This is a genomic window from Desulfovibrio legallii (assembly GCF_004309735.1).
Taxonomy (GTDB): Bacteria; Desulfobacterota; Desulfovibrionia; order Desulfovibrionales; family Desulfovibrionaceae; genus Desulfovibrio; species Desulfovibrio legallii.
On the sequence record NZ_SIXC01000002.1, the window covers coordinates 129,218 to 152,712 of the forward strand.

Below are 23,495 nucleotides of genomic sequence, written 5' to 3' on the forward strand. Positions count from 1 at the left end.
CTTACCACTCTCCGTCGTCCGCGCCCAGATAGGCTTCAATGACCGCGGGATCCTGCCGCACGGTCTGGGGGCTGCCCTGGGCGATCATGGCGCCGTGTTCCAGCACCACCAGTTTTTCGCAGATCTGCATGACCAGGCGCATGTCGTGTTCGATGAGCAGCACAGTGATGCCCCGGTCGCGGATGGCGCGGATGGTTTCCACCAGGGCGGCGGTTTCCTGGTCGTTCATGCCGCCGGCGGGTTCGTCCAGAATGATCAGGCGCGGGTCCGAGGCCAGGGCGCGGGCGATCTCCAGCAGGCGCTGATTGCCATAAGAAAGCCCCCCGGCGGCCTCGGCGTAGTGGTCGGCCAGGCCCACAAAGCGCAGCTCCTCCATGCAACGGTCCACGGCGGCGCGTTCTTCGCGGCGCTGGGCCGCGGTGTGCAGCATACAGGAGAGCAGCCCGGCGCGCATGCGGCAGTGCCGTCCGGCCAGGACGTTTTCCAGGGCGGGCAGTTTGCCGAACAGCCGGATAGTCTGAAAGGTGCGGGCAATGCCCAGCTCCACCACCTTGTGGGGACGCAGCCCGGCGATGGACGCGCCGTCGAAAAAGACGCGACCCTGTTCCGGCGTGTAGTTGCCGGTAATGCAGTTGAAGACCGTGGTCTTGCCCGCGCCGTTGGGGCCGATGAGGCCCACGATGCTGTCGGCCTCCACGGTGAAGGTCAGATCGTTGACGGCCACCAGCCCGCCGAAGACCTTGGTCACCTGCTGCAAATGCAAGAGGCTCATACGGGCCTCCCGGCAGGGGCGACGGACGGTTCAGCGGGGCCGTCCGGGGGCGGCGTCACGCGGTAGCGCCGGGGCCGGGGGGGCAGCAGGCCCTGGGGCCGCCAGACCATCATGACCATCATGGCCAGACCAAAGATGAGCATGCGCGCGTTGGAAAATTCGCGCAGCAGTTCGGGCAGGCCGATGAAGAGAAAAGCGCTGATGAGCACGCCGATCTGGCTGCCGCCGGAAAGGATGACCACGGCAAAGATGATGACAGATTCCATAAAGTTGAAGGATTCCGGCGCGATGGTGGTCATTTTGGCGGCATAGAGCGTGCCGGCCATGCCGGCCCAGAAGGCCCCCAGCACAAAGGCGGCCAGCTTGTAGTGGGTGACGTTGACGCCGCAGCCTTCGGCGGCCACGTCGTCCTCCTTGATGTAGTTGAGGGCACGTCCGAAGCGGGAGTGCCACAGGCCGTAAAAGAGCAGCAGGCTCACGCCCACCATGCCCCAGACCAAATAATAGAAGTGCAGACTTTTGACGATTTTGAAGCCGAAAAAACGCGGCCGGGCAATGCCGAAAATGCCGTTGGAGCCGCCGGTGAGACCGAAAATATCGTTGATGAGCGCAATGCGCACTATCTCCACAATGCCTATGGTCACAATAAGCAGGTAGTCGCCCCGCAGATGAATGATGGGACGGGCCACCACCAGGGCCACCACAGCGGCGGCCGCGCCCGCCAGGGGCATGACCCAGAGCACGGGCCAATGGTAGACGGTATTGAGAATGGCCGTCGCATAGGCCCCCACGGCAAAGAACGCCGCGTGCCCCATGTGGAAGATGCCGGCCTGCCCCAGAATAACGTTGAGGGAAAGGGCCAGCAGGGCGTAGAGGCCGATGCTCACGCAGACGTCCAGCCAGTAGGCGTTGCAGACCAGGGGCAGAGCGCAGAGCAGGACGGCCGACAGAATATACAGCCAGGGAGAACGGCGCGCGCTCATAGCTTTTCCGCCGTGCGTTCGCCCAAAAGCCCCGTGGGCCGGACAATGAGAATGAGGATCAGCACCACAAAGGCTATGGCGTCCTTCCAGGCAATGGCAATATAGCCCGCGGCCAGGGCTTCCACCACGCCCAGCAGCAGGCCGCCCAGCATGGCGCCGGGAATGTTGCCGATGCCGCCCAGGATAGCGGCGGTAAAGGCCTTGAGCCCATAGGACCAACCCATGGTAAAATCGATCTGCCCGTAGTAGATGCCCACCATGAGGCCCGCCGCGCCGCCCAGGCCGGGGCCGATAAGAAAGACCAAGGAGATGACCCTGTCCACGTTGATGCCCATGAGCTGCGCCGCGCCGGGGTCAATGGCCACGGCGCGGATGGCCGCGCCCGTGCGGGTGCGCTGGATAAAGGCCGAAAGACCCAGCATGAGCAGCACGCAGGCGGCGATGACCAGGAGGCGCACGCCGGGCACGGCCAAGCCGAACAGGTGCACGGTGAAGTCCGGCCGCAGATAGTCCGGGTAGACGTAGAAGCGCGCCCCGTAGATGAGCATGATGGCGTTCTGAAAAAAGATGGACGCGCCCAGGGCCGAAACCACAGCGGAGAGCCGCCCGGCGTTGCGCAGGGGCCGGTAGGCCGTGCGCTCCAGCAGGTAGCCCACCAGGGCCACCAGCAGCGCCACCATCAGAAAAACCAGCCCTACGGCCAGAAAGGGCGGCAAAAGCCCGGCCAGGTTGCAGCTCACCAGCAAGGTCAGGCCCAGGTAGGCCCCCACGGTAAAAAGGTCGCCGTGGGCAAAGTTGATGAGCTTGAGCACGCCGTAGACCATGGTGTAGCCCAGGGCCACCAGCGCGTAGATGCCCCCCACGGCCAGGCCGTTCAAAAGCTGTTGTAAGAATTGTTCCATGTTTTTTGGGTGCGCCCGGCCGCACGGCGGACCGCCAGCGGGGCACGGGAAGGCGGCGTAGGGCCGGGGCCCGCGCTGGCAAGGCGAGGCCCCGGTGTACCGGGGCCTCGCACAACCGCGCCGACAGCGGACAGCCGCCGGTGGCTATTTGGGTTGCAGCACAAAGCGGCCTTTGTCGTCCACCTTGTACACACGGTAAAACTCGCCCACCCTGTCGCCCTTGGCGTTAAAGCCCAGCGCGCCGGAAAGGGCCGGCATGCCCTTGAGCTGCTTGAGCCATGCGGCCATGGCTTCCGGCTTGTCCTGGCCGGCATCCAGCGCACCCACAATGGCCCTGAAGGCGTCGCCCGCCAGCACGGCCCAGACGGACACGGGCACCGCGTGGTAGCGGGCCTTGAAGGCATCCAGAAAGGCCTTGGCTTCGGGCGTGTCCATATCCTGCGGCAGGGGCGGGCTCACAAAAAAGTAGCCTTCGGCGGCTTCGTTGCCGGCGATTTTGACCAAATCCTGATGGTTGGCGGCGTCGCCGCCCATCATGGGCACGTTCCAGCCCATTTCCCTCTTTTGCCGCAGCAGCATGCCCGTTTCAGGGTAGTAGCCGGTAAAGAAAATCAGGTCGGGTTTAGCCGCCTTGAGTTTGGTGAGGATGGCCGTGTAGTCGCGCTCTCCGGGGGTAAGAGCGTCGTAAAAGACCACCTTCACGCCCAGCTTGTCCAGCTGAGCCTTGGTTTCCTGGGCCAGGCCCTTGGCGTAGGAGGAATTGTCGTGCAGCAGGGCCACAGCCTTGTAGCCGCCCTTGATAATGGTCGTGGCGGCGGCATGTCCCTGAGCGTCGTCACGCGGGCAGGTGCGGAAAAAAAGCGGCAGGCCCTTTTCCGTCAGGCGCACGCTGGTGGAGCCCGTGCCGATCTGCACCAGACCCGCCTCGTCCAGAATGCTCTGACTGGCTTCGGTCACGGCCGAACCGTAGGTGCCGATAACCGCAACCACGCCGGAGGAGGCCAGCTTCTGCGCGGCCAGGGCGGCGGTGCGCGGGTCGCCCGCATCGTCTTCCACCACCAGCTCGATTTTGCGGCCCTTGACGCCGCCTTTGGCATTAACCTCGTCGGCCAGCAGGCTGACGATGTTTTTCATGTCCTGGCCTTCGGAGGCCCACTTGCCCGTAAGCGGACACATGAGCCCGATCTTGACGTCCGCCGCCAGCGCCACGGCCGGCAGCAGCAGGGTCAGGGCCAACGCCCCGAGCCAACGGCCACATCCTTTCATGTAACACCCCCGTCAGGTATGCGTGTTGCGAACAGACCCCCACCCTAACCCAAAACGGCAAAAAGCAAAAGCCCCTGCGGTCCGCGGCCTTTTTGCACCGCTTTTCCGCTTTTCCGTAGGGGGTAAACCTCGACAAGTAAAGAAAACTGCCGTAGAATACAAGTGAAAACAAGGGGAATTCTCACTGCGGACACGCTATCTGACGTCGGCAGTTTTTCCCCTCCCTCTCCGCCGTGCCGATTCCGGGCACGTCACGGCAGACACGCAGCCCGGTTATGACGCCGCGTTTCGCTGCGCCTCTTTCCCGCCTTACCGCAGCCACGCGGCCCGCCGCCAGAGCGGTCGCCAGCCTTCCTTCCGCTTCGGAGTGCCCCCCCGCGGGACGCCCCTGCGGTTGGTCGCGGCGACCGCCCCACCCTGGCGGCCGCCGGGCGCGCAAGCCCCGGCAAGGAGCGCCCCATGCGGTTCAGTTTCGACAAGGCCGCCTGCCAGAACACCCGACGGGCTCTGCGCAAGGAATGGCTGCTCACCAACGGCCGGGGCGATTACGCCGCCGGCAGCATTCTGGGCTGCAATACCCGCAAGTACCACGGCCTGCTGGTGGTCAATACCGCGCACGGCCGCCATGTGCTGCTCTCCGCCCTGGAGGAATCCGTACTGGGCGGCGGCAAAGAGTTTTTCTTCTCCACCCGCCAGCACCCCGGCCAGCTCTATCCCCACGGGCACGAGTATCAGGAGGCCTTCCGCCTGGACCAATGGCCCCAGTGGACCTACCGCGTGGGCGAAGTGCGTCTGGACCGGGAGCTTTTTCTCATCCGGGGCGCAAGCCGTCTGGTGTTGCGCTACAGCCTGCGCGGTCCGGCGGATTTGCCGCCCCTGCGTCTGCGCCTGCGGCCCCTGCTGGCCTGCCGCTCCATGCACGCCCTCACCAGAGCCAACCCCCAGGCGCGCTTTGCCGCCGTCCTTCTGCCGGGGGGCTTCAGCGTCCAGCCCTACGCCAGCCTGCCGCCGCTCTATTTTCAGGTTCAGGGGGCGTCCGCCCAAGGGCAAAGCAACGCGGACGGCCAGGGCGCCGGGGCAGGGTTCACCCCCTGGCCCGACTGGTACCGCGAGGTGGAATATTTTCAGGAGGCGGAACGCGGCTTCCCAGCCAGCGAAGATCTTCTCACGCCGGGATTTCTGGAAATTTCCCTGCCGGATCCGGCCGCCGGGGCCCAGGTCTACCTTTCGGTAGGCATTGCCCCCCACACGGACGATCTGGCCGCGCTCTGGACGACGGAAAGCCGCGCCCGCACCCTGGCCCACCGCGCAGGCGGCGGCCTGGCCGGGCACCTGACCCAGGCCGGACGGCAATTCTGCACCACCACGCCCCAGGGCGCGTCTGAGGTCGTGGCCGGCTATCCCTGGTTTGAAGCCTGGGGCAGGGATACCTGCATCAGCCTGCCGGGCCTGACCTTTGAAGCCGGCCGCACGGACTTCGGCCTGGCCGTGCTGACCCGGCTGGGCAAAAGCCTGCACCACGGCCTCTTGCCCAACATGTTCGCCGCCGACGGCAACCACGCTTACAACGCCGTGGACGCGGCCCTGTGGTATGGTTTTGCCGTGCAGAGCCTCTGCCGTACGGCCGGCGAGGCGGGCTTTGCCTGGGTGCGCGAAAACGCCTGGCCCGCCCTGCTGGCGATTATTGAGGGCTACCGCAAAGGCCCCGGTCAGGGCATTTATGTGGATGCCCAGGGCCTGCTGCACGCGGGCGACGCCCACACCCAGCTCACCTGGATGGACGCGCAGGTCAACGGCCGCCCGGTAACGCCGCGCCACGGCTTTCCCGTGGAGGTCAACGCCCTGTGGTACAATCTGCTGGCCTTTGCGGACTCCTTGGCCCGGCGCTTTCATGCATCGGAACCGGCCGGGGATGCACTGCTGCGCGACATGCGCCAGACCTTTTTGCAGCGCTTCTGGACGCCGGAAGGCGGCGGGCACCTGGGCGACGTCTGGCGCGGGGAAGGAGGCGAGAATGCCCCCGGCTGCGGCCCCGGCTGCGGCCCCGGCTGCGGCCCCGGCTGCGGACTGGACGCCAGCGTGCGCCCCAACCAGATCTTTGCCGTTTCCCTGCCCTATCCCATCCTGGCGGAAGACTTTCAGGCCCAAGTGGTGGAGTGCGTGCGCAACAAGCTGCTCACGCCCTACGGACTGCGCACCCTGGCCCCGGACGCTGCGGCTTACTGCGGGCGCTATGCGGGCGGCCCGGCGGAACGCGACGGGGCCTACCACCAGGGCACGGTCTGGCCCTGGCTGCTGGGGCATTACGGCGACGCCTTGCTGCGCACGGCCTGGGATGTGGAAGGCGCGGTGCAGGGTCTTTTGGAAACGCTCACCCCCCTCTACTGCGATCACCTTACCGACGCCGGTCTGGGCAGCATTTCAGAAGTTTTTGACGGTTCCCCGCCCTACGCGCCCAACGGCTGCATAGCCCAGGCCTGGAGCGTGGCCGAATGCCTGCGCCTGCTTTTGCGGCTGCGCGCGGCGGCCCCGGACGTGGTGGATCAGTGGGAACGCCGGGCGGCGCACCGCCTGGCCCACCCCACATCGGGCGATACGGCGGGCGTCTGCCGTGTGGTTATGAACCTGAGCGCGGCCCACGGCGGCACAGACGCCGCCCCGCGCTCGGCCCTGTGAGGACGTTGCCATGCGTGTGCTCATGTTCGGCTGGGAATTCCCCCCCCACATCAGCGGCGGTCTGGGCACAGCCTGCTACGGCATGACCCAGGCGCTGGCCAAAAAAGGCGTGGAAATCACTTTTGTGCTGCCCCACGCCAAAGAAGCGGCAAAACAAAACGGTTTTCTGCGGCTTGTGGAGGCCTCCGGCACGCCTATCAGCCCAGAGACGGAAGAACGCCTCACCTGGGCCGGACAAGAAATCTGGCGGCAAAGCATCCGCTACCTGCCCCTGGACAGCCCCCTCACCCCCTACCTCACGCCCGGCGGCTATGCCAAAGCGCTGGGGCAGCTGCGCCGCCAAAGCCGGGAAACGCTTACGGACGCGCCTGTCAAAAGCGGCAATCGAACCTACGCCCTGCGCGGCGGCTACGGCCCGGACCTCATGACCGAGGTGCGCCGCTACGCCCGCCTGGCCGCCACCCTGGCCCTGCGGGAGGATTTTGACGTCATCCACGCCCACGACTGGATGACCTACCCCGCCGGCATGCTGGCCAAGGCCCTTACGGGCAAGCCTCTGGTGGTCCACATCCACGCTACGGAATACGACCGCAGCGGCGAAAACATTAACGAACAGGTGGCCGGGCTGGAACGTGCGGGCATGCTGGCCGCCGACGTGGTGGTGGCCGTAAGCCGCCTGACCCGCAAAACAGTTGTGGAGCGCTACGGCATCCCGCCCGAAAAAATCGTGGTGGTGCACAATGCTGTGGCCCGGCACGAGGCGGAAAAGCACTACGCCATCCCGCCGCGCATCCGGCATGAAAAGCGGGTGCTCTTTCTGGGCCGGGTTACCTTTCAGAAGGGACCGGAATACTTTATGGAAGCAGCGCGTCTGGTGCTGCAGCAAATCCCCAACGTACGTTTTTTCATGGCCGGCAGCGGCGATCTGCTGCCCAGCCTCATCCGCCGTGCCGGGCAACTGCGCATAGGGCGGCGCTTTCATTTTGCGGGCTTTCTGCGCGGCGAAGATGTGGACCGCATGTTCGCCCTGAGCGACCTTTACGTCATGCCCTCGGTTTCCGAGCCCTTTGGTATCACCCCGCTGGAGGCCATGCTCTACGACGTACCCGTGCTGCTTTCACGCCAGTCCGGCGTGGCCGAGGTGCTGCAGCACGCTCTCAAGGCCGACTTCTGGGACACCCGCGACATGGCCGACAAAATCTGCGCCGTGCTGCGCTACCCCTGCCTGGCCGCCGAACTGGTCAAAAACTGCCGGGAAGAAATGAAATCCATCCGCTGGGAAAATGCCGCCGAACAACTCCTGGCCGTGTACCGCAATCTTTACGGAGGTCACTGATGCCAGCTCTCTGCCTGTGTTTTGAGGTTCACGAGCCTTATCAGCTGCGCCGCTACACCGTGTTCGACATGGGGCAGAACTCTTTGTACGAAGACGACGACCGCAACTGCGAAACCCTGCTGCGGGCAGCGCGCCTCTGCTATCTGCCCGCCAACGAGCTTATGCTCCGGCTCATCCGCCGCTACAAGGGCGCCTTCCGTCTGGCCTTTTCCATTTCCGGCACGGCCCTGGACCTTTTTGAGCAGTACGCGCCCGAAGTGCTGGACAGCTTCAAGGCCCTGGCCGCCACGGGCTGCGTGGAATTTTTGGGTGAAACCAGCGCCCATTCCCTGGCCTTCCTCTATTCTGGCAAGGAATTTGAGCATCAGGTCAGGGCCCAGGCCGCGCGCCTGCAAGAGCTGTTCGGCGCCAAACCCGTGAGCTTCAAGCATACGGAATGCATCTACAATAACGACTTGGCCGCAGCCTTGCCCCGTCTGGGCTTCAAAACCGTGCTGGCCGAAGGGGCGGATCATGTGCTGGGCTGGCGCAGCCCCAACTACCTTTATAGCCCGGCGGGCACGCCAAAAATGGCCCTGCTGCTGCGCAACGCGAGCCTTTCCGCCGATATGGGGCGACGCTTCGGCGACCGCGCCTGGAGCGGCTGGCCCCTCACGGCGGACAAGTTCGCCGCCTGGTGCCACGGGCTGGCAGGCTCGGCCCAGGTCATCACCCTCTGCAACGACTACCACCTGCTGGGCCTGCGTTTCAGCAAAGAAACGGGCATTTTTTACTTTATGGAAACCCTGCCCAAGGCCCTGCTGGCCGACCACGGCTTTACCTGGAGCACCCCGGCCGAAGTGAGCGCAACGCAACATCCCGTGGGCGAGGTGGATGCGCCCCAGTTTCTTTCCTGGGAGGACGAAGGGCGCGACCTCACCACCTGGCTGGGCAACGATATGCAAAAGGACGCCATCCACGCCCTCTACAGCCTGGCCCCCCGCGTGCGCCGCTACGCCGACCCGGAACTGGCCCACGATTTTGAACGTCTGCAGACTGCCGACCACTTCGCTCACATGTCCACCAAGTGGTTTGCCCACCCGCTGACGGACAGGCCCAATCCCTTCGGCAGTCCCTACGACGCCTATATCACTTACATGAATGTGCTGGCGGACTTTGAAATGCGCCTGGACGCCGCCGCCCGCGCCAAAGCGTCCCGCGCCCGGTCCGCCCGCGCCAAAGCCGGGCACGACAAACCCGCCCCCGGTGCGGACGCCGCCAGCGCCAAGGGACGGCGCAACGGCAAACCGGTCACCAGGCCCTGACGTGCGGCCCCGGAAGTTGAACATCCCCACTTTGAGCGGAAAAACATCGCGCATCGCTGTCTTGTAAAGGAGCTGTCATGAATTTCGACGCGTCCCAGGTCACCCTGTTTGAAACCAGTTGGGAAGTCTGCAACAAGGTGGGCGGCATCTATTCCGTAGTCAGCAGCAAGGCCCTGCAGGCCGTGGAGCACTTTGGCGAGGACTACTTTCTCCTGGGCCCCGCCCTGCAGCAGAACCCCGGCTTTGAAGAAACGGACGAGCATATCTGGGATTCCCTGCGCATGGCCCTGGCCACCAAAGACCTCAAATGCCGCCTGGGCCGCTGGAACATCCCCGGCCGCCCCAAGGTTATTCTGGTGGATTTTGCCAAGCGCTACGCCAGCAACCAGCTGCTCTACGAACTGTGGAAAAACTACGGCGTAGACTCCCTTTCCGGCGGCTGGGACTATATCGAACCCGTTATGTTCGCCACGGCCTGCGGCGAGGTGGTGGCCGCCATCCACGAAAACCACGTCAGCCCTATGGAAGGCCGCTCCGTGGCCCTGTTCCACGAATGGATGTGCGGCGCGGGCCTGCTCATGCTCAAGCGCCTGGCCCCGCAGGTAGGCACGGTCTTCACCACGCACGCCACCATGCTGGGCCGCGCCCTGGCCGGCACCGGCCGCGACATCTACAGCAACATGCGCACCATCAATCCCGCCAATGAGGCCGCCAGCCTGAACATCACGGCCAAGTGGTCCATGGAGAGCGCCAGCGCCCGCGAGGCCGACGCCTTCACCACAGTAAGCCCCATCACCGGCGAGGAATCCGTGGTCTTTCTGGGCCGCCAGCCCGACGTCATCACCACTAACGGCCTGGATTTGCGCGTCATTCCCGACTACTCCGAACAGCGCGACGCCCCGCAGGAAAAACGCGTCCGCGTACTGGCCGCCGCAGAACGATTTCTGCGCTGCAGCCTGCCGGAACACACCCGCATCTTCGTCATCTCCGGCCGCTACGAAATGCACAACAAGGGCGTAGACGTCTTTCTGGAAGCCCTGGCCCGCGCCGACAAAAACCTGGCCGGCACGGAGGCCTCCGTACTGGCCCTCTGCCTGGTCATGGGCGGGCACACGGGCGTGAACCCCGCCGCCGTTTCGGGCGACCCCCAGGCCAACGACAACGGCAAGCCTTTCCTCTGCACCCACTTTGTCTGGAACGCCCCGCAAGACCCCATCATCAATGCCTGCCGCCGCCTGGGCCTGGACAACGCCCCGGACCGGCGCGTCAAGGTCATCTTTGTGCCCGCCATGCTGGACGGCAGCGACGGCTTCCTCAACCTGCCCTACGAGCAGGTGCTGGCCGCCTGCGACACGGGCTTCTTCCCCTCCTGGTACGAACCCTGGGGCTACACCCCGCAGGAAAGCGCGGCCTGGTCCGTGCCCACCCTGACCACGGACCTTTCCGGCTTCGGCATGTGGGCGCGTGACCAGCTGCAGGAATCGGCGGAGCGTCACCCCGGCGTCTGCATCATGCCCCGTCGCGGCATGAACTTTGAGCAGAGCGTGGCCGTGCTGCACGAATACATGCTCAAGGCCGTCACCTGCCCGGCCGACGAGCGGCCCCAGTGGCGCCGGCAAGCCCGCCGCCTGGCCGAACTGAGCTCCTGGAACCACTTTTTTGCCAACTACCTTGAGGCCTTTACCCTGGCCCTCAAAAAAGCCGCCGTGCGGACGGACCACGATGCCGGGCACACGGCCCTGACCCGCGTACTCACGGCCTCTTGCTCGGCTACGCCCTTCCTGCGGCCCGTCATGGCCGTGGCCGAAGTGCCGGAGGAACTGACCCGCCTGCGCGACCTGGCCCGCAACCTCTGGTGGTGCTGGCACGACAAGGCCAAGGCCCTGTTCATGGCCCTGAACCCGCCCCTGTGGGAAGATTGCCGCAACCCGCTGCAAATGCTTGAGGAGGCCACGCCGGAGCGCTTCAAGGAGCTCTGCGCCAACCAGGAATATATGGACCTTTATGCCGAAGTGATCGCCGCCTTTGACGCCTATATGGCCGAACCCGTACGCAGCCCCGACCCCAACATCACGCCGGAGCGCCCCATTGTCTATTTTTCCACGGAATTCGGCCTCAACGAATCCATCCCCATCTATTCCGGTGGTCTGGGCGTACTTTCCGGCGACCACCTCAAGTCCGCCTCCGATCTGGCCCTGCCCCTGGTGGGCGTAGGCCTGCTGTTCAAAAACGGCTACTTCACCCAGGTGCTGGACGCCAACGGCCGTCAGGTGGCCCAGTACCCCGTCAACAACTTTGCCCGCCTGCCCATCACCCTGGTGCAGGACGCGGCGGGCGAACCCCTCTACGTCCATCTGGAACTGCCGGGGCGCATCCTCTTTGCCCACGTCTGGAAAATGCAGGTGGGCCGCGTGACCCTCTACCTCATGGATACGGACACCCGCCGCAATACCGACGAAGACCGCCATATTACCGACCGGCTCTACGAGGCCAACCGCGAGGTGCGCCTCCTGCAGGAAATGGTCCTGGGCATGGGCGGCATGCGTCTCTTGCGCATCCTGAACATCCTGCCCGGCGTGTACCACATGAACGAAGGGCACTCCGTCTTCATGGCTCTGGAGCGCCTCAGAGACAACATGGCGTCAGGCATGGCCTTTGCCGAGGCCCTGGAGCGCGTGCGATCCAACACCCTCTTCACCACCCACACCCCCGTGCCCGCAGGCAACGAAGCCTTCTCTCTGGAGCTCATGCAGCGCTACTTCAACGGCATGGCCGCCAGCTTGGGGCTCTCCTGGCCGCAGTTCGCGCAGCTGGGGCAGATAGAGGGCGGGGACAGCAGCGCCTTTGAAATGACCGTCCTGGCCCTGCGCCTCTCCGGCTGGGCCAACGGCGTGAGCCGCCTGCACGGCGTGGTTTCCCGCCACATGTGGAACAATCTCTGGAAAAGCCTGCCCCTGGCCGAAACCCCCATCGGCTACGTGACCAACGGCGTGCACACGCCCTCTTACGTGGGCAGCTGGATGCACGAGCTGCTGTTGCAGCACCTGGGCCCCAACTGGCTGCAGGCCCCGCCCGAAGACCCGGTCTGGGACCGCGTGGACCAGATACCCGACGACGTTTACTGGGCCGCGCGCATGCACCAGAAGGAAGCCCTGCTGGAAGCCCTGCGCAGCAGCATCCCCCACTTTGCTGAGCTCTTCCACCTCACCACGGCCCAGCGCAAAAGCATGGAGCACCTGCTTACCCCCGAAACCCTGGTTATCGGCTTTGCCCGGCGTTTTGCCCCCTACAAACGCGCCACACTCATCTTTGCAGACCTGGAACGTCTGCTCCGCATCATGGGCAAGGCCGACCGCCCCGTCATTCTGGTCTTTTCCGGCAAGGCCCACCCTGCGGACGAGGCCGGCATCAACCTCATTCAGGAGGTGCTGCACGTCTGCCGCGACGAACGCTTCCTGGGCCGCGTCTTCTTTATGGAAAATTACAGTCTGGCCGTTTCCCGCCTGCTCTCCCAAGGCTGCGACGTCTGGCTCAATACTCCCCGACGCCCCCACGAGGCTTCGGGCACCAGCGGCATGAAACTGCCCGTCAACGGCGGCGTGAACCTGAGCATATCCGACGGCTGGTGGTGCGAAGGCTACAACCGCCAGAACGGCTGGACCATCGGCCCCGTGGTCACCACAGAACTGCCCAGCAGCGAACAAAACGACTACGCCGACGCCGAAGCCCTCTACACCCTGCTGGAAAACGACGTCCTGCCCCTCTACTTCGAGCGTGACGCCACCGGTCTGCCCGCCCGCTGGATCGGCCTCTCCAAGCGTTCCCTCAAAAGCCTCACCCCCATGTACAGCACCAACCGCATGCTCAACGACTACCTGCGCCAGTACTACCTGCGCGCCGCCCGCCGCCGCAACATGCTGGCCGAAAACGACTGGGCCGCCTGCCGCGCCCTGGCCGCCTGGAAGGCCGACCTGGCCACCCGCTTCGGCACCGTCAAGGTGGAGGAAATCATCGTCAGCGGCCTGGAAAATAATACTATGCTCTGCGGCGAACCCGTCAGCGTGCGCCTGCACATGCACTTGGGCAGCATGAAACCCGAAGAAATTCTGGTCCAGCTGGTCATCGGCCAGGCCCTGCCCAACGGCAACTTTGTCAGCAAACCCGAAGTGCTGCGCCTGGAACAGCGCCACGCCGACCACGGCGAAGACGGCATGAACTACGCCGCCAGCTACATACCCGCCCACAGCGGGCACTACCGCTACGGCATCCGCATTCTGCCCGTGCATCCGGCCCTGGCCAACCCCCTGGAAACCGGCCTGATCCTCTGGGCGTAAGAAAACCTGCGGTTTGTGGGGGAAGGCGCTGCGCAAGACACAAAGCCGCCTTCGGAACCACAACCTCACTGAATAACAAAAGGCAGACGGGAAAACCCGTCTGCCTTTTGTCTGGAGCAGTTAGCGAATGAAATGAGCTAACTGCTCTGCAAGGATTTTCTTGAAAATCCTTGCCACGAAATGCGAGAAGGCAGGCTTTTACCTGCCGTAAGCGAGCATTTCAAGTGTTAAATGCTCTGGTCGGATGCGCCAAAAGCGCCCGCTATGCCTCTCCGTCGCCGGGGGCTGCCGGCTTTTCAGGCGCGGCCATAACGTCCACCTGATAAATATCGCGCATTTCCTCCAGATGGACGCGCAAGGCCGCCTCGGCCAAGTCGGAATCGCGCTTCTGCAAAGCCTCAAATACGGCCAGATGCGCCCGATAGGAGCGCTCGCTCTGCCGCCGCACCTGCATGGAGGCATAAAGCGGCGTGATGAGCCAGCCAGCAAAGCCATCGGCCAGCAAGCCCAGAAAACTGTTGCCCACACACTCCACCAGATAACGGTGAAAATCAATGTCCGCCTCGGCAAAGGCCCGGATTTCAGAGGCGTCCAGCAGGCGGCGCTGGTTCTGCAGCATCTCCTGCAGCACGGCCAGCTGCTGATCCGTCACCGTGCGGGCCATGTGCCGCACCACCGCCGCCTCAAAAAACAAGCGCACGTCGTGCAGTTGCCGCCAACCCTCGGCGGAATTGGAATAGATATCCAAAGTGGCACGCATTTCACGCAGCAGCGGCTGCAGGGTAAGCCGGCAGACCCGCGCCCGCAGGCCTGGCGACACCTCAATGAGCCCCATGCGCGCCAAGGCCGCCAGGGCCTCGCGCACGGCGGGCCGCCCCACGCCGAATTCATCCATGAGTTCCCGTTCCGAAGGCAGATTCTGCCCCACGGCATAAACTCCGGACTGAATGTCCTCCAAAAGGCAGGACAAAACTTCCGTATGCACGCGCGGTCGCTGGATGCTGCGTCTGCGGCCGCGTACGGCCGGAGCGCGGCCGCTCTTGCTGTTGGTGCTGACCATTGCGGATCCTCTTTTCTGCAATCTTCTGCCTGCCCACGGCCCCGGCACAACCGCAGTGGTCCGCCAAGGACAAAAACGCGGTTCGCGCCGGGATCAAAACAATCGTCAGGCGAACGCGCCCTGCCGGACAGACCAGCAAACTGGGATACCGCCTGCAGCGCAACGAAACAACCCACAAACGACAGAACAGAAGAATTAGATTGGTTGTTCAACCTATTCCAAAATTTTCAGCATGTAAAGAGCGCACGGGGGCCGCCCACCAAAGCCGGGTTGAGCCCCGCACCGCTCCTGCGCCAATTTTACAGTTTAATGGCCTGTAATGCCGTATTTTTTCAGCTTATACTGCAGCAGACTTTTAGAAATGCCCAAAAATTCTGCTGCCTTGACCTGCACCAGATCCGCCCGCACCAGGGCCCGGCGGATGAGCGCCGCTTCGATTTTTTCCAGAGTGTCGGCCAGATCCAGCTGCACGGGCAAAAGGTCTACGGCGCTTTTGAACTGGGATTCCTCGTCACGGATTTCCGCGGGCAGGCTGTCCACCGGGATGACATTGCCGGGCACCAGCACCAGACAACTTTCCACCACGTTTTCCAGCTGGCGGATATTGCCGGGCCACTCATAGCCGGTCATATAATTGAGGGCCTCGGTGCTGAAGGTTTTGGCCGTCATATTGTTTTCGCTGCAGACCTTTTCCACAAAATGGGCCACCAGCAGGGGGATGTCCTCCCGCCGTTCCCGCAGGGGCGGCAGAGGTATCTGCACTACATTGAGCCGGTAGTAGAGGTCGTCGCGAAAGGAGCCCTTCTCTACCAGGGAGGCCAGATCTTTGTTGGTGGCGGCCACCACGCGGATGTCCACCTCAATTTCCTCACCGCCGCCCACACGCTCGAAGCGCCGTTCCTGCAGCACGCGCAGCAGCTTGACCTGCAGGTCCGGGGTCAGTTCGGCTATTTCATCTAAAAAAAGCGTACCGCCGTCGGCCTGCTCAAAACGGCCCCGGCGTAGGGCCACCGCCCCGGTAAAAGAGCCTTTTTCGTGCCCGAAGAGCTCGCTTTCCAGCACGCCGGGGTTCAGGGCCATGCAGTTGACCGATATAAAAGGCTTGTCCTTGCGCGGGCTGGTATAGTGGATGGCGCGGGCCACCAGCTCCTTGCCCGTGCCCGACTCTCCGGTAATCAGCACCGTGGAGCGGCTGGGCGCGGCGCGCTCCACCATGAGCAGCACGTCGCGGATGGCCTTGCTGCGGCCCACAATCTTGTGCACACCATAGCGGTCCTCCATGACCTCCTGCAGCAGACGGTACTGGCGGTGGGCGCGCGAAAGCTCCACGGCATTGTGGATGGAAAGCAGCAGTTCGTCATTGGAGAAGGGCTTGGTGATGTAGTCAAAAGCACCGTACTTCATGACTTCCACGGCGCTCTCAATAGAACCGAAGGCCGTCATGATCAGCACCGGAATGTAAGGCCAGTTTTTCTTGACCCTTTCCAGCACCTGCCGCCCCGAAACCCTGGGCATCTTCATATCCGTGACCACGGCATCCACTTCGCTTTCTTCCAGAAAAGCCAGAGCTGTTTCCGGGTCGCTGATGGCGGTCACCGTATAGCCTTCGTCCTCCAGCAGGGTCTGAAGCACCAGCAGATAATTTTTTTCGTCGTCGATAACCAGAATATGCGCTTTTTCACTCATTACGTCTTCCCGTGCGCGGGTGTGGCCCTCGGCAACAGCACGCGCACCAGCGCACCGCCTTCGGGACCGTTCTCCAGCGCGATTGACCCGCCGTGGCTGGTGATAATGGACTGCACAATGGGCAGGCCCAGCCCGGTGCCGCCATCCTTGGTGGTAAAGAAGGGGTCCAGCAGATTGGGCAAAATGGCGGGGTCGAACCCTGGGCCGGAATCCAGAAATTCCAGGCAGACGCGGCCGTCCGGCTCCGCGCGGCTGACGATGCGCACCGTGCCGGGGCCCTCCATGGCCTGCTGCCCGTTGACCAGGATATTGTAAAATGCCCGATACAGCAAATCCTTATCGCCGTGCACAAACAGGCCCGGCGCGCACTGGCGCTGCACGCTCACGCCACACCGGCCCATTTCCCCTTCCAGGAAGGCCAGCACCTGGTCCAGCACCAGACCCACATCCACCAGATCCTGCTTGGGCTGACGGGGCCGGGCGTAGTCCAGAAAGTCATTGACGGTCTGGGAAAGGCGCACGGCCTCATCATAGATGGCCCCCAGAATGCGACGCGTGCCCGCATCGGCCTTGTCCGTGCGGCGCTGCAAAAGCTCCGCGCTGGAACGGATAATGCCCAGCGGATTGCGGATTTCGTGCGCAATGCTGGCCACCACCCGCCCCATACTCACCAGACGCTCGTTACTGTGGATTTCGTTCTCCAGCATGCGGTTTTTGTGCATGCGCGCGGCCAGCACCCGCTCGGAACGGTGGATGAGCATGAGCAGCAGCGCAAACATAACTACAGAGGAAAGCAGGCACATGACCACAATAATGCCCTGAAAGGTCAGCACCTGCTCATAGTCGCCCGTAATGTCCTGGGTCAGCTCCAGCGCGCCCATAACCGGGGCCGCCTCACCGGGGCGCAGGCTCTCGCCCCGCAGGGGATAGAGCACCCGCAGCACAAAGGCGCCTTCGCTCAAAGGCAGGCGGAAGGGGGCCTGCCAGGCCGGGATGGTGGAAATGATCTCCGAGCGCGGCGCGCCCCCCTGCAGGATATCGTCCAGATAGGGCGGCGAAAGCCCAGCCCGGCCCACATCCTCCTTGCTGGTGGAATAGGCCACCACCCGCGAAAAATCATAGATGCGCAGCCTCTCTACCGGCAGACCGTGGATTACGGACTGCACCACCTGATCCAGGCGTTCATACTGCTCCGGCTGGCGCAGAGCAATGCGCCCGTAGGCAAAGATAGTGGGCAGGGCAAACCTTCGAAAAATCTGACTGTTCAGATTCTGCCCCAACAGCCGGGCGAACTCCTGCTGGCGGGTGAGCAGGGTTTCCCGCGCGGAATTGGAAATAAAGAACGAAAGCCCCAGGCTGGTCAACAAAATGACAGCCAGCGACAGCCAGGACAGGGTGCGGGCATACCCCGGCAAGGCGCTTTCCGCATCGACCTGGGGTGCGCCGTCCCCGCCCTGTCGCGCCGCCTCCGGCGCTTTCGTTTTTTTAAATCTGAACATAACTCGTGGGGGGTTGCCGGTTGGTATATCGCTTTTGCGGGGGCCCTGCACGCCGCAGGAACCCCCGCCCAGACGTTTTTCCTTACGGATTACAACGCACGGCGCCGCGGGCTGCACGACCGGCCGGACGCCTTTCGGAAAGGATGCCGCGCCGGACGCCCTTTACCGGGACGCCTGTGCGGCAACGCCACCGCCCCGGCCGGGCCAGGCCGGGCCAGGTTGGGCCAGAGCGCCGCGTCAAAAAGGCTGTTCCTGCCGGGGAGCGGCCAAACAGGCCGCAAGGTCCGCTTCCTCTTCCGGATAGCCGGGCGCGCCAAGACGGGCGTTGGCCAGGCGCTTGCCCAGCTCCACGGCGGGCTGGTCCAGGGGGTTTACGCCCATGAGCCAGCCGGTAAGCAGGGTGGCGGCCTCCAGCAGCAGCATAAGCGAGCCGGCGGCGCGGGGGCTGGCGTCGTGCATGTCCACGTGCACCAGGGGCACGCCGCTCTGACAAAGGGCCATGCGCGTGCCCAGCCCCTCGGCTTCCAGAAGGCTGCCGAAAGGCTTGGCGCGCAGCCAGGCCCATTGCTCCGGCACGTCCATGCCGAAGGAGCGCCCCTGGGCCTGGTCCTGACAGGTCAGAAACAGGCAAGCCTTGTTGCGCGGACCGCTCAGAAACATCTGGTTGATGGAATGCTGGTCCGTGACGCCCGTGGCCGGCACCGGCTGACTGCCCTGCCCATCCTTGCCCAGGCTTTCGGCCCAGAGCTGTGCGAACCAGTCCCCATAGGCGGCCCACTGGGGAATATAGCAAAAAAAGATCAGCTGATCGTAGCCCGCGTCCTCCAGGGCCTTGGCCCAGCAGGCCAGGGCAAAGGAAGGGTGCGCCGCCAGGTCGGCCGGTTTTTCCAGCAGGGGAGCGGCCACAGCAGCCGCGCCGTCCAGCAGGCCCTGCCAGTCGATGCCCAGGAAAGCGGCGGGCAACAGCCCCACAGCCGAAAGGGCGGAATACCGCCCGCCCAGATAGTCCGGCACTTCCAGCGAAGCCAGCCCGTACTTCTGCACCTCTTGCCGCAGATAGCCCTTGCGCGCGTCCGTGACCAGGATCATCTGGTCCTTCCAGGCTGCGCCCAGGGCACTCTTGAGCCAGTCGCGGACCAGCAGGTACTGGGACACGGTTTCAATGGTGCCGCCGGACTTGCTTACGCAGACCACCACGGTTTCCTCAGGCCGCAAACTGTGCAGCAGGGCCTCAAAACGTTCGGCGCAGACATTGTCCGCTATCCAGAGCCAGGGGCCCGGATGGCCGGGGCCGTCCTGACCGGGGGCAAAGGCCTGCTGCATGGCGCGCGCGCCCAGGGCGGACCCGCCTATGCCCAACAGCAGCATGTGGCGGTAGCCCTTGATGCGCGGCAGAAGGGGGGCCATTTCCTTCTCCAGGGCTGCCCGGTAGGGCATGTTCAGAAAAGGCAGTCGGCCGGCGGCCGTTTCTTCGGCCAGACGCTGGGCCAGCTCCGGCGCACGGGCCGCAAAAGGCGCGGCGTCCACGGGGTTAAGCCGGTGGGTGTAAGCTCTGGACCATTCGAGCAGATGGGACATGGCAACCTCCTCCGGCGCAACGGGCGTCAGGCCCCGCGCCGTCCGGCTGGTCACAGCAGCCGCAAGGGTTTGGGAGCAAAAAACCGCCGCCGCACGGCCTTATAGGTTTGCGGCCGCACCCCGAAGCGCCAGCGCCACAGGGGGCAGCCTTCCCGCGCGGCGCAGCTGCGCACCTCGGCCCGGCTGCCGGCGCAGGCCAGACACTGCCGACGCACGGCCCGCAGCACGGCGCGGGCGGCCTCCGGCCCCTTGGGAGCCTCCGGCAAGCGCCAGGGCCACAGGGAGCAGGCTGTGTCGGCGCAGGCGCGCACGGCCGAAGGCGCGTCGCCCTGACAGGCCAGGCAAAAGCGCCGCACGGCCAGCAACGGGCTGCGCGGGCGGGCGTCGGCGGTGCTCAAGAGGCGGCCGCCCCACAGCATTTTTTGTACTTTTTGCCGCTGCCGCAGGGGCAAGGATCGTTGCGGCCCACCTTGGCCTCGGCCCGACGGTACCCCTCTGGCCGCAGGGGCACGCCGCCCACATAGTACAGTTTGCCGTCCTTGCGGCTGAAAGCGCTGCGCTCGGCCAGCTGGCGGGGCACGCCTTCCAGCTCATAATAGGCGTAAAAATCCACTTCGTCGTGGGGCTGCGCGCTGTCTTCGGAGGGCACGTCCGTGCGGGTGGCCGCAATGTCCAGACGCAGCCAGTGCACGCCTTCCGCCGAGCGGGCCAGCCGTTCCACCGTCACGTCCTCCCGGTGGTCCGGGTGAGTGCTTTCCACCAGCCAGTCAAACTGGCCCAAGCCGTAAGCCGTGTAGCGGGAGCGCATAAGGCTTGCCGCATCTTGGGGCCAGGCAGCGCCTTTCAGGTAAGGGCCGCAACACTGGGACAGGGCCTTGCCGCTGCCGCAGGGACATTCCTGAGTCATACATCCGCCTTGTTTTTCGCCCGTGGGCGTTGAGAAACCATAGCTCATGCGGCTTCGGGCGGCAAGCGGCCGCTGCAAAGCGGCCTGGGCCGCGCCCGGAAAAGGCCGCATTGACGCCCGCCGCGCGCCCTCGTATCCTGTGAAAAAATACGCGCGCAAGGACGGAGGCACGCCGCCCGCGCCAGGAGGGCCTATGCTCACGACCACGCTTCCCGGTCAGATCAGTCCCGATGCTCTGGATATCCCCGCGGACTGCCGCCAGCCCCGGCTGGACGAACGCCGCTACCTTGTGGGCGGCGAACTGCGTGAATGGAATGGCCCCACGCGAGAGGTGGTTTCGCCCCTCTATGTGGACGGCGAACCCTACGTCATCGGCAGCTGCCCCGCCCTGACCGAAGCCGAGTCCCTGGAGGCCGTGGCCGCCGTGGAACGGGCCTGGGACAACGGCCGGGGCGTCTGGCCCACCATGCGGGTAGAGGACCGCATCGCCCATGTGGAGGACTTTGCCCAACGCATGACGGCCGTGCGCGACCAGGTGGTGCGCCTCATGGTCTGGGAGATCTGCAAACCCCTGGAGGACTGCCGGGCCGAGTTTGACCGCACTGTGGCCTACTTGCGCGCTACGGTGGACGCCCTCAAGGATCTGGACCGGGCCTCGTCCCGCTTCGTCATTGAAAGCGGCATCTACGCCCAGATCCGCCGCGCGCCCCTGGGGCCGGTACTCTGCATGGGGCCTTTCAACTATCCGCTCAACGAAACCTTCACCACCCTCATTCCCGCCCTGATCATGGGCAACCCGGTCATCGTCAAAACGCCGCGCATCGGCAAGCTGCTCTATGCGCCCCTGCTGGAGGCCTTTGCCCAGGCATTCCCTCCCGGCGTGGTGAACATCCTTTTCGGTGACCGCCGGGTGGCCATCCCGGCCCTGTCTTCGGGGCGCATCAGCGTGCTGGCCTTTATCGGCTCCAGCCGCGCCGCAGACGCCCTGCGCCGCAACCACCCCCTGCCCCACCGGTTGCGCTGCGTGCTGGGCCTGGACGCCAAAAACGCGGCCATCGTCCTGCCCTGCGCCGATATGGAGCTGACCGTGGCCGAGGCCGTTACCGGCGCACTGACCTTTAACGGCCAGCGCTGCACGGCCCTCAAAATCTTTTATGTGCACGCCTCGCGCATGGAGGAGTTTCTTTCCCGCTGCGGCGAGGCCATCGCCGCCCTGCCTATGGGCGCGCCCTGGAAGCCCGGCGTCAAAATCACGCCCCTGCCCGTGCCCGGCAAGGTGGACGAACTGCGCGGTCTGGTGGACGACGCCCTGGCCCTGGGCGCGCGCGTGGCCAACCCCCACGGTGGCCAGGCCGAACGCACCCTCTACTATCCGGCCCTGGTGGCCGACGTCACGGCGCGTATGCGCCTGCACAACGTGGAGCAGTTCGGCCCGGTAATCCCCGTAGTGTCCTACACGGACGTGGCCGAGGCCACAGAAGCGGTCATCGCCTCGCCCTACGGCCAGCAGGCCAGCATTTTCGGCACGGACCCCGAAGCCGTGGCCGCCCTTATCGACCCCATGGTCAACCAGGTCTGCCGCGTAAACATCAACAGCCAGTGCCAGCGCGGGCCGGATACCTTCCCCTTCACCGGCCGCAAAGACTCGGCCGAGGGCACGCTTTCCGTAAGCGACGCCCTGCGGGCTTTTTCCATCCGCACGCTGGTGGCGGCCAAGGGCTCGACGCGCAATAAGGAGCTGCTGGCGGACATCCTCCGCCACCGGCGTTCGCACTTTCTTTCCACAGACTTCCTGTTTTAAGGCCGTCGGCCCCGGCGCGCGCCTCTGCGCCGGGGCCGACTGAGGGCCCGGCCTTTGCCGGCGGGTTTGCTGCGGCGCTGCGGCCGTACCAGCGTCAGGCGGCAGACGACAAAAGGCGCGGATGTCGCAAGACTGTCCGCGCCCTGTTTGTCGCCGGGTCTGCTGCGTTCAGGCCGAACGCGCGCTTACTTCATATCCACGGCTTTAACCCAGATAACGGCGTCCTGGGAAAGTTCCTTGCCCTTGTATTCCTTGTCCGGGCCCACGCCCAGAGCGGCAAAGCCCCACCAGCCGGCTTTGGGAATGCCGAAAGTCAGGTAGCCCTGGTCGTCGGTAAAAATGGTCTGGGTGACAAAGGCGTCATGCGGATACGTGACGCTGCCCTTTTTGGGCATGGCATTGGCCTTGAGGTCGGGCATGTGGCTCATGTACTCCACTTCCACCTCGGCGTTGGGCACGGGCTTGCCGCCGGAAAGCACGCGGGCCTTGAATACGTTGCCGGTCCAGAGGCCGTAGGGCTTGATGAGGGGCACTATTTCGCAGGGCAGACCCAGGGCGGCGTTCCAGTTGCCGGGGATGCCGCCCACGTTGACCACCAGCTTGGCGATCTGCTGCATGTAGACTTCTTCTTCCTTTTCATAATAATAGCCGGGCACCATCACAAAGGTGTAGTCGCCCATGGAGCGGATTTCTTTGCGGGGCACCCGCGCGGCAAAGGCCGGGCCGGAAGATTCGGGGTTTTTCCAGGTAATGGGCTTCAAGGTCTGCAAGAGGTCGATTTTCTTGGGTGCGTTGTCGCCCCGCTGGTACATGGCGTAGAACTCCTTCACCCCGCCCATGTCCATGGTGTGGCCGGCTTCGGCCGGATGGGTGAAGACAATGCGGAAGTCCAGGTCGCCGGCTTCGGACTTGGCAATTTCCGGCGTGTAGACCATCATGAAGTGCGCGTAGGCGGGCGCGGCCGCAAGGGACAAAAGTCCGGCCAGAATCAGGGTTTTGACGCTTTTCATGAAACCTCCGTTAGAAATTGGATTTCAATATCCGTTGTGACGCAAAAAATTACTGGACGATCTTGGCGCCGTCCACTTCCACCTTGTGGCCTTCACCGGCATCAAAAAGCACCTTGTAGGCCCCGGCGGGCTTTTTGAAGCTGTATTCGCCGTCCTTGTTCATCTTGCCCTCGATGAGGGTTTTGCCGCTGCCGTCCAGCACCAGCATCTTCACGCCCGCGGCCGAAGAGCCGTCGGAAAAGCCCCCCTCGCAGGTGACGGTGCCGTCGCCGTTGTCAAAGCAGCTGCACAGGGGGCTGTGGGCCAGGGCCGGACCGGCCAGCAGCAGGGGCAGGCCGAGCACGGCCGCAGCAAAAAGGTTTTTCATCATATCCTCCTTGA

The 23,495-nt window shown here is 64.4% G+C and carries 17 protein-coding genes; 5 read left to right on the forward strand and 12 right to left on the reverse strand.

Annotation, left to right across the window (positions count from 1 at the left end):
* Position 1 precedes the first annotated feature (1 nt).
* The 4 genes from EB812_RS01790 to EB812_RS01805 all read right to left on the reverse strand — a co-directional run bounded on the left by EB812_RS01790 (position 2) and on the right by EB812_RS01805 (position 3,923).
* Positions 2–772 (reverse strand): ABC transporter ATP-binding protein, encoded by a 771-nt coding sequence (locus EB812_RS01790; protein ID WP_118229600.1) that lies wholly within the window; start codon positions 770–772, stop codon positions 2–4.
* A complete protein-coding gene (locus tag EB812_RS01795; RefSeq protein ID WP_118229601.1) occupies positions 769–1,755 on the reverse strand; it encodes a branched-chain amino acid ABC transporter permease in 987 nt (328 codons plus the stop codon). The genes EB812_RS01790 and EB812_RS01795 overlap by 4 nt, the downstream gene beginning before the upstream one ends.
* Positions 1,752–2,657, reverse strand: coding sequence for a branched-chain amino acid ABC transporter permease (locus tag EB812_RS01800; protein WP_118229602.1), 906 nt, complete (start codon positions 2,655–2,657; stop codon positions 1,752–1,754). Before EB812_RS01800 ends, EB812_RS01795 begins: the two co-directional genes overlap by 4 nt.
* 144 nt (positions 2,658–2,801) lie before the next feature.
* Positions 2,802–3,923 (reverse strand): branched-chain amino acid ABC transporter substrate-binding protein, encoded by a 1,122-nt coding sequence (locus EB812_RS01805; RefSeq protein ID WP_118229603.1) that lies wholly within the window; start codon positions 3,921–3,923, stop codon positions 2,802–2,804.
* 459 nt (positions 3,924–4,382) lie between these two features.
* Here EB812_RS01805 and EB812_RS01810 point away from each other — a divergent pair, with 459 nt between their 5' ends.
* From EB812_RS01810 to glgP, 4 genes are all read left to right on the forward strand, one after another.
* On the forward strand, positions 4,383–6,599 hold the full coding sequence (locus EB812_RS01810; protein WP_130957756.1) for an amylo-alpha-1,6-glucosidase: 2,217 nt from the start codon (positions 4,383–4,385) through the stop codon (positions 6,597–6,599).
* Positions 6,600–6,609: 10 nt separating this feature from the next.
* Positions 6,610–7,935: a glycosyltransferase family 4 protein gene (locus EB812_RS01815; RefSeq protein WP_118229605.1), complete on the forward strand. Its 1,326-nt coding sequence runs from the start codon at positions 6,610–6,612 to the stop codon at positions 7,933–7,935.
* Positions 7,935–9,239 (forward strand): glycoside hydrolase family 57 protein, encoded by a 1,305-nt coding sequence (locus EB812_RS01820; protein ID WP_130957757.1) that lies wholly within the window; start codon positions 7,935–7,937, stop codon positions 9,237–9,239. Before EB812_RS01815 ends, EB812_RS01820 begins: the two co-directional genes overlap by 1 nt.
* 77 nt (positions 9,240–9,316) lie before the next feature.
* Positions 9,317–13,573 carry an alpha-glucan family phosphorylase gene (glgP, locus tag EB812_RS01825; RefSeq protein WP_130957758.1) on the forward strand — a complete coding sequence of 1,419 codons (4,257 nt, stop codon included), beginning with the start codon at positions 9,317–9,319 and terminating at the stop codon, positions 13,571–13,573.
* Positions 13,574–13,835: 262 nt separating this feature from the next.
* Here the strand turns inward: glgP and EB812_RS01830 are convergent, their stop codons facing one another.
* The 6 genes from EB812_RS01830 to EB812_RS01855 form a co-directional block, all read right to left on the reverse strand.
* Entirely contained in the window at positions 13,836–14,633 is a 798-nt protein-coding gene (locus tag EB812_RS01830) for an FCD domain-containing protein (protein ID WP_118229608.1), read from the reverse strand.
* Positions 14,634–14,939: 306 nt separating this feature from the next.
* Positions 14,940–16,319 carry a sigma-54-dependent transcriptional regulator gene (locus tag EB812_RS01835; RefSeq protein ID WP_118229609.1) on the reverse strand — a complete coding sequence of 460 codons (1,380 nt, stop codon included), beginning with the start codon at positions 16,317–16,319 and terminating at the stop codon, positions 14,940–14,942.
* The gene (locus tag EB812_RS01840; RefSeq protein ID WP_118229610.1) at positions 16,319–17,818 is read right to left on the reverse strand and encodes a sensor histidine kinase; all 1,500 of its coding nucleotides are present in this window, start codon (positions 17,816–17,818) and stop codon (positions 16,319–16,321) included. The genes EB812_RS01835 and EB812_RS01840 overlap by 1 nt, the downstream gene beginning before the upstream one ends.
* 237 nt (positions 17,819–18,055) lie before the next feature.
* Positions 18,056–19,396 carry a glucose-6-phosphate isomerase gene (locus EB812_RS01845; RefSeq protein ID WP_118229611.1) on the reverse strand — a complete coding sequence of 447 codons (1,341 nt, stop codon included), beginning with the start codon at positions 19,394–19,396 and terminating at the stop codon, positions 18,056–18,058.
* Between the two features lie 50 nt (positions 19,397–19,446).
* On the reverse strand, positions 19,447–19,794 hold the full coding sequence (locus tag EB812_RS01850) for a hypothetical protein (protein WP_242621158.1): 348 nt from the start codon (positions 19,792–19,794) through the stop codon (positions 19,447–19,449).
* Positions 19,791–20,303, reverse strand: a complete 513-nt coding sequence (locus tag EB812_RS01855; protein WP_118229613.1) for a YchJ family protein — start codon at positions 20,301–20,303, stop codon at positions 19,791–19,793. The genes EB812_RS01850 and EB812_RS01855 overlap by 4 nt, the downstream gene beginning before the upstream one ends.
* A 193-nt stretch (positions 20,304–20,496) precedes the next feature.
* Here EB812_RS01855 and EB812_RS01860 point away from each other — a divergent pair, with 193 nt between their 5' ends.
* A complete protein-coding gene (locus EB812_RS01860) occupies positions 20,497–22,104 on the forward strand; it encodes an NADP-dependent glyceraldehyde-3-phosphate dehydrogenase (protein WP_118229614.1) in 1,608 nt (535 codons plus the stop codon).
* A gap of 185 nt (positions 22,105–22,289) precedes the next feature.
* Here the strand turns inward: EB812_RS01860 and EB812_RS01865 are convergent, their stop codons facing one another.
* Positions 22,290–23,114, reverse strand: a complete 825-nt coding sequence (locus EB812_RS01865) for a DUF4198 domain-containing protein (protein WP_118229615.1) — start codon at positions 23,112–23,114, stop codon at positions 22,290–22,292.
* 49 nt (positions 23,115–23,163) lie between these two features.
* Positions 23,164–23,481, reverse strand: a complete 318-nt coding sequence (locus EB812_RS01870) for a hypothetical protein (protein WP_118229616.1) — start codon at positions 23,479–23,481, stop codon at positions 23,164–23,166.
* Between the last annotated feature and the right edge of the window lie 14 nt (positions 23,482–23,495).

Bases quoted from the DNA above. Each gene is read 5' to 3' on its own strand.
- EB812_RS01865 (WP_118229615.1), bottom strand. From the start codon at position 23,114: ATGAAAAGCGTCAAAACCCTGATTCTGGCCGGACTTTTGTCCCTTGCG.
- EB812_RS01860 (WP_118229614.1), top strand. From the start codon at position 20,497: ATGCTCACGACCACGCTTCCCGGTCAGATCAGTCCCGATGCTCTGGAT.
- EB812_RS01835 (WP_118229609.1), bottom strand. From the start codon at position 16,319: ATGAGTGAAAAAGCGCATATTCTGGTTATCGACGACGAAAAAAATTAT.
- EB812_RS01795 (WP_118229601.1), bottom strand. From the start codon at position 1,755: ATGAGCGCGCGCCGTTCTCCCTGGCTGTATATTCTGTCGGCCGTCCTG.
- EB812_RS01820 (WP_130957757.1), top strand. From the start codon at position 7,935: ATGCCAGCTCTCTGCCTGTGTTTTGAGGTTCACGAGCCTTATCAGCTG.
- EB812_RS01830 (WP_118229608.1), bottom strand. From the start codon at position 14,633: ATGGTCAGCACCAACAGCAAGAGCGGCCGCGCTCCGGCCGTACGCGGC.
- EB812_RS01815 (WP_118229605.1), top strand. From the start codon at position 6,610: ATGCGTGTGCTCATGTTCGGCTGGGAATTCCCCCCCCACATCAGCGGC.
- EB812_RS01855 (WP_118229613.1), bottom strand. From the start codon at position 20,303: ATGACTCAGGAATGTCCCTGCGGCAGCGGCAAGGCCCTGTCCCAGTGT.
- EB812_RS01810 (WP_130957756.1), top strand. From the start codon at position 4,383: ATGCGGTTCAGTTTCGACAAGGCCGCCTGCCAGAACACCCGACGGGCT.
- EB812_RS01840 (WP_118229610.1), bottom strand. From the start codon at position 17,818: ATGTTCAGATTTAAAAAAACGAAAGCGCCGGAGGCGGCGCGACAGGGC.
- EB812_RS01805 (WP_118229603.1), bottom strand. From the start codon at position 3,923: ATGAAAGGATGTGGCCGTTGGCTCGGGGCGTTGGCCCTGACCCTGCTG.
- EB812_RS01800 (WP_118229602.1), bottom strand. From the start codon at position 2,657: ATGGAACAATTCTTACAACAGCTTTTGAACGGCCTGGCCGTGGGGGGC.
- EB812_RS01790 (WP_118229600.1), bottom strand. From the start codon at position 772: ATGAGCCTCTTGCATTTGCAGCAGGTGACCAAGGTCTTCGGCGGGCTG.
- EB812_RS01870 (WP_118229616.1), bottom strand. From the start codon at position 23,481: ATGAAAAACCTTTTTGCTGCGGCCGTGCTCGGCCTGCCCCTGCTGCTG.
- glgP (WP_130957758.1), top strand. From the start codon at position 9,317: ATGAATTTCGACGCGTCCCAGGTCACCCTGTTTGAAACCAGTTGGGAA.
- EB812_RS01845 (WP_118229611.1), bottom strand. From the start codon at position 19,396: ATGTCCCATCTGCTCGAATGGTCCAGAGCTTACACCCACCGGCTTAAC.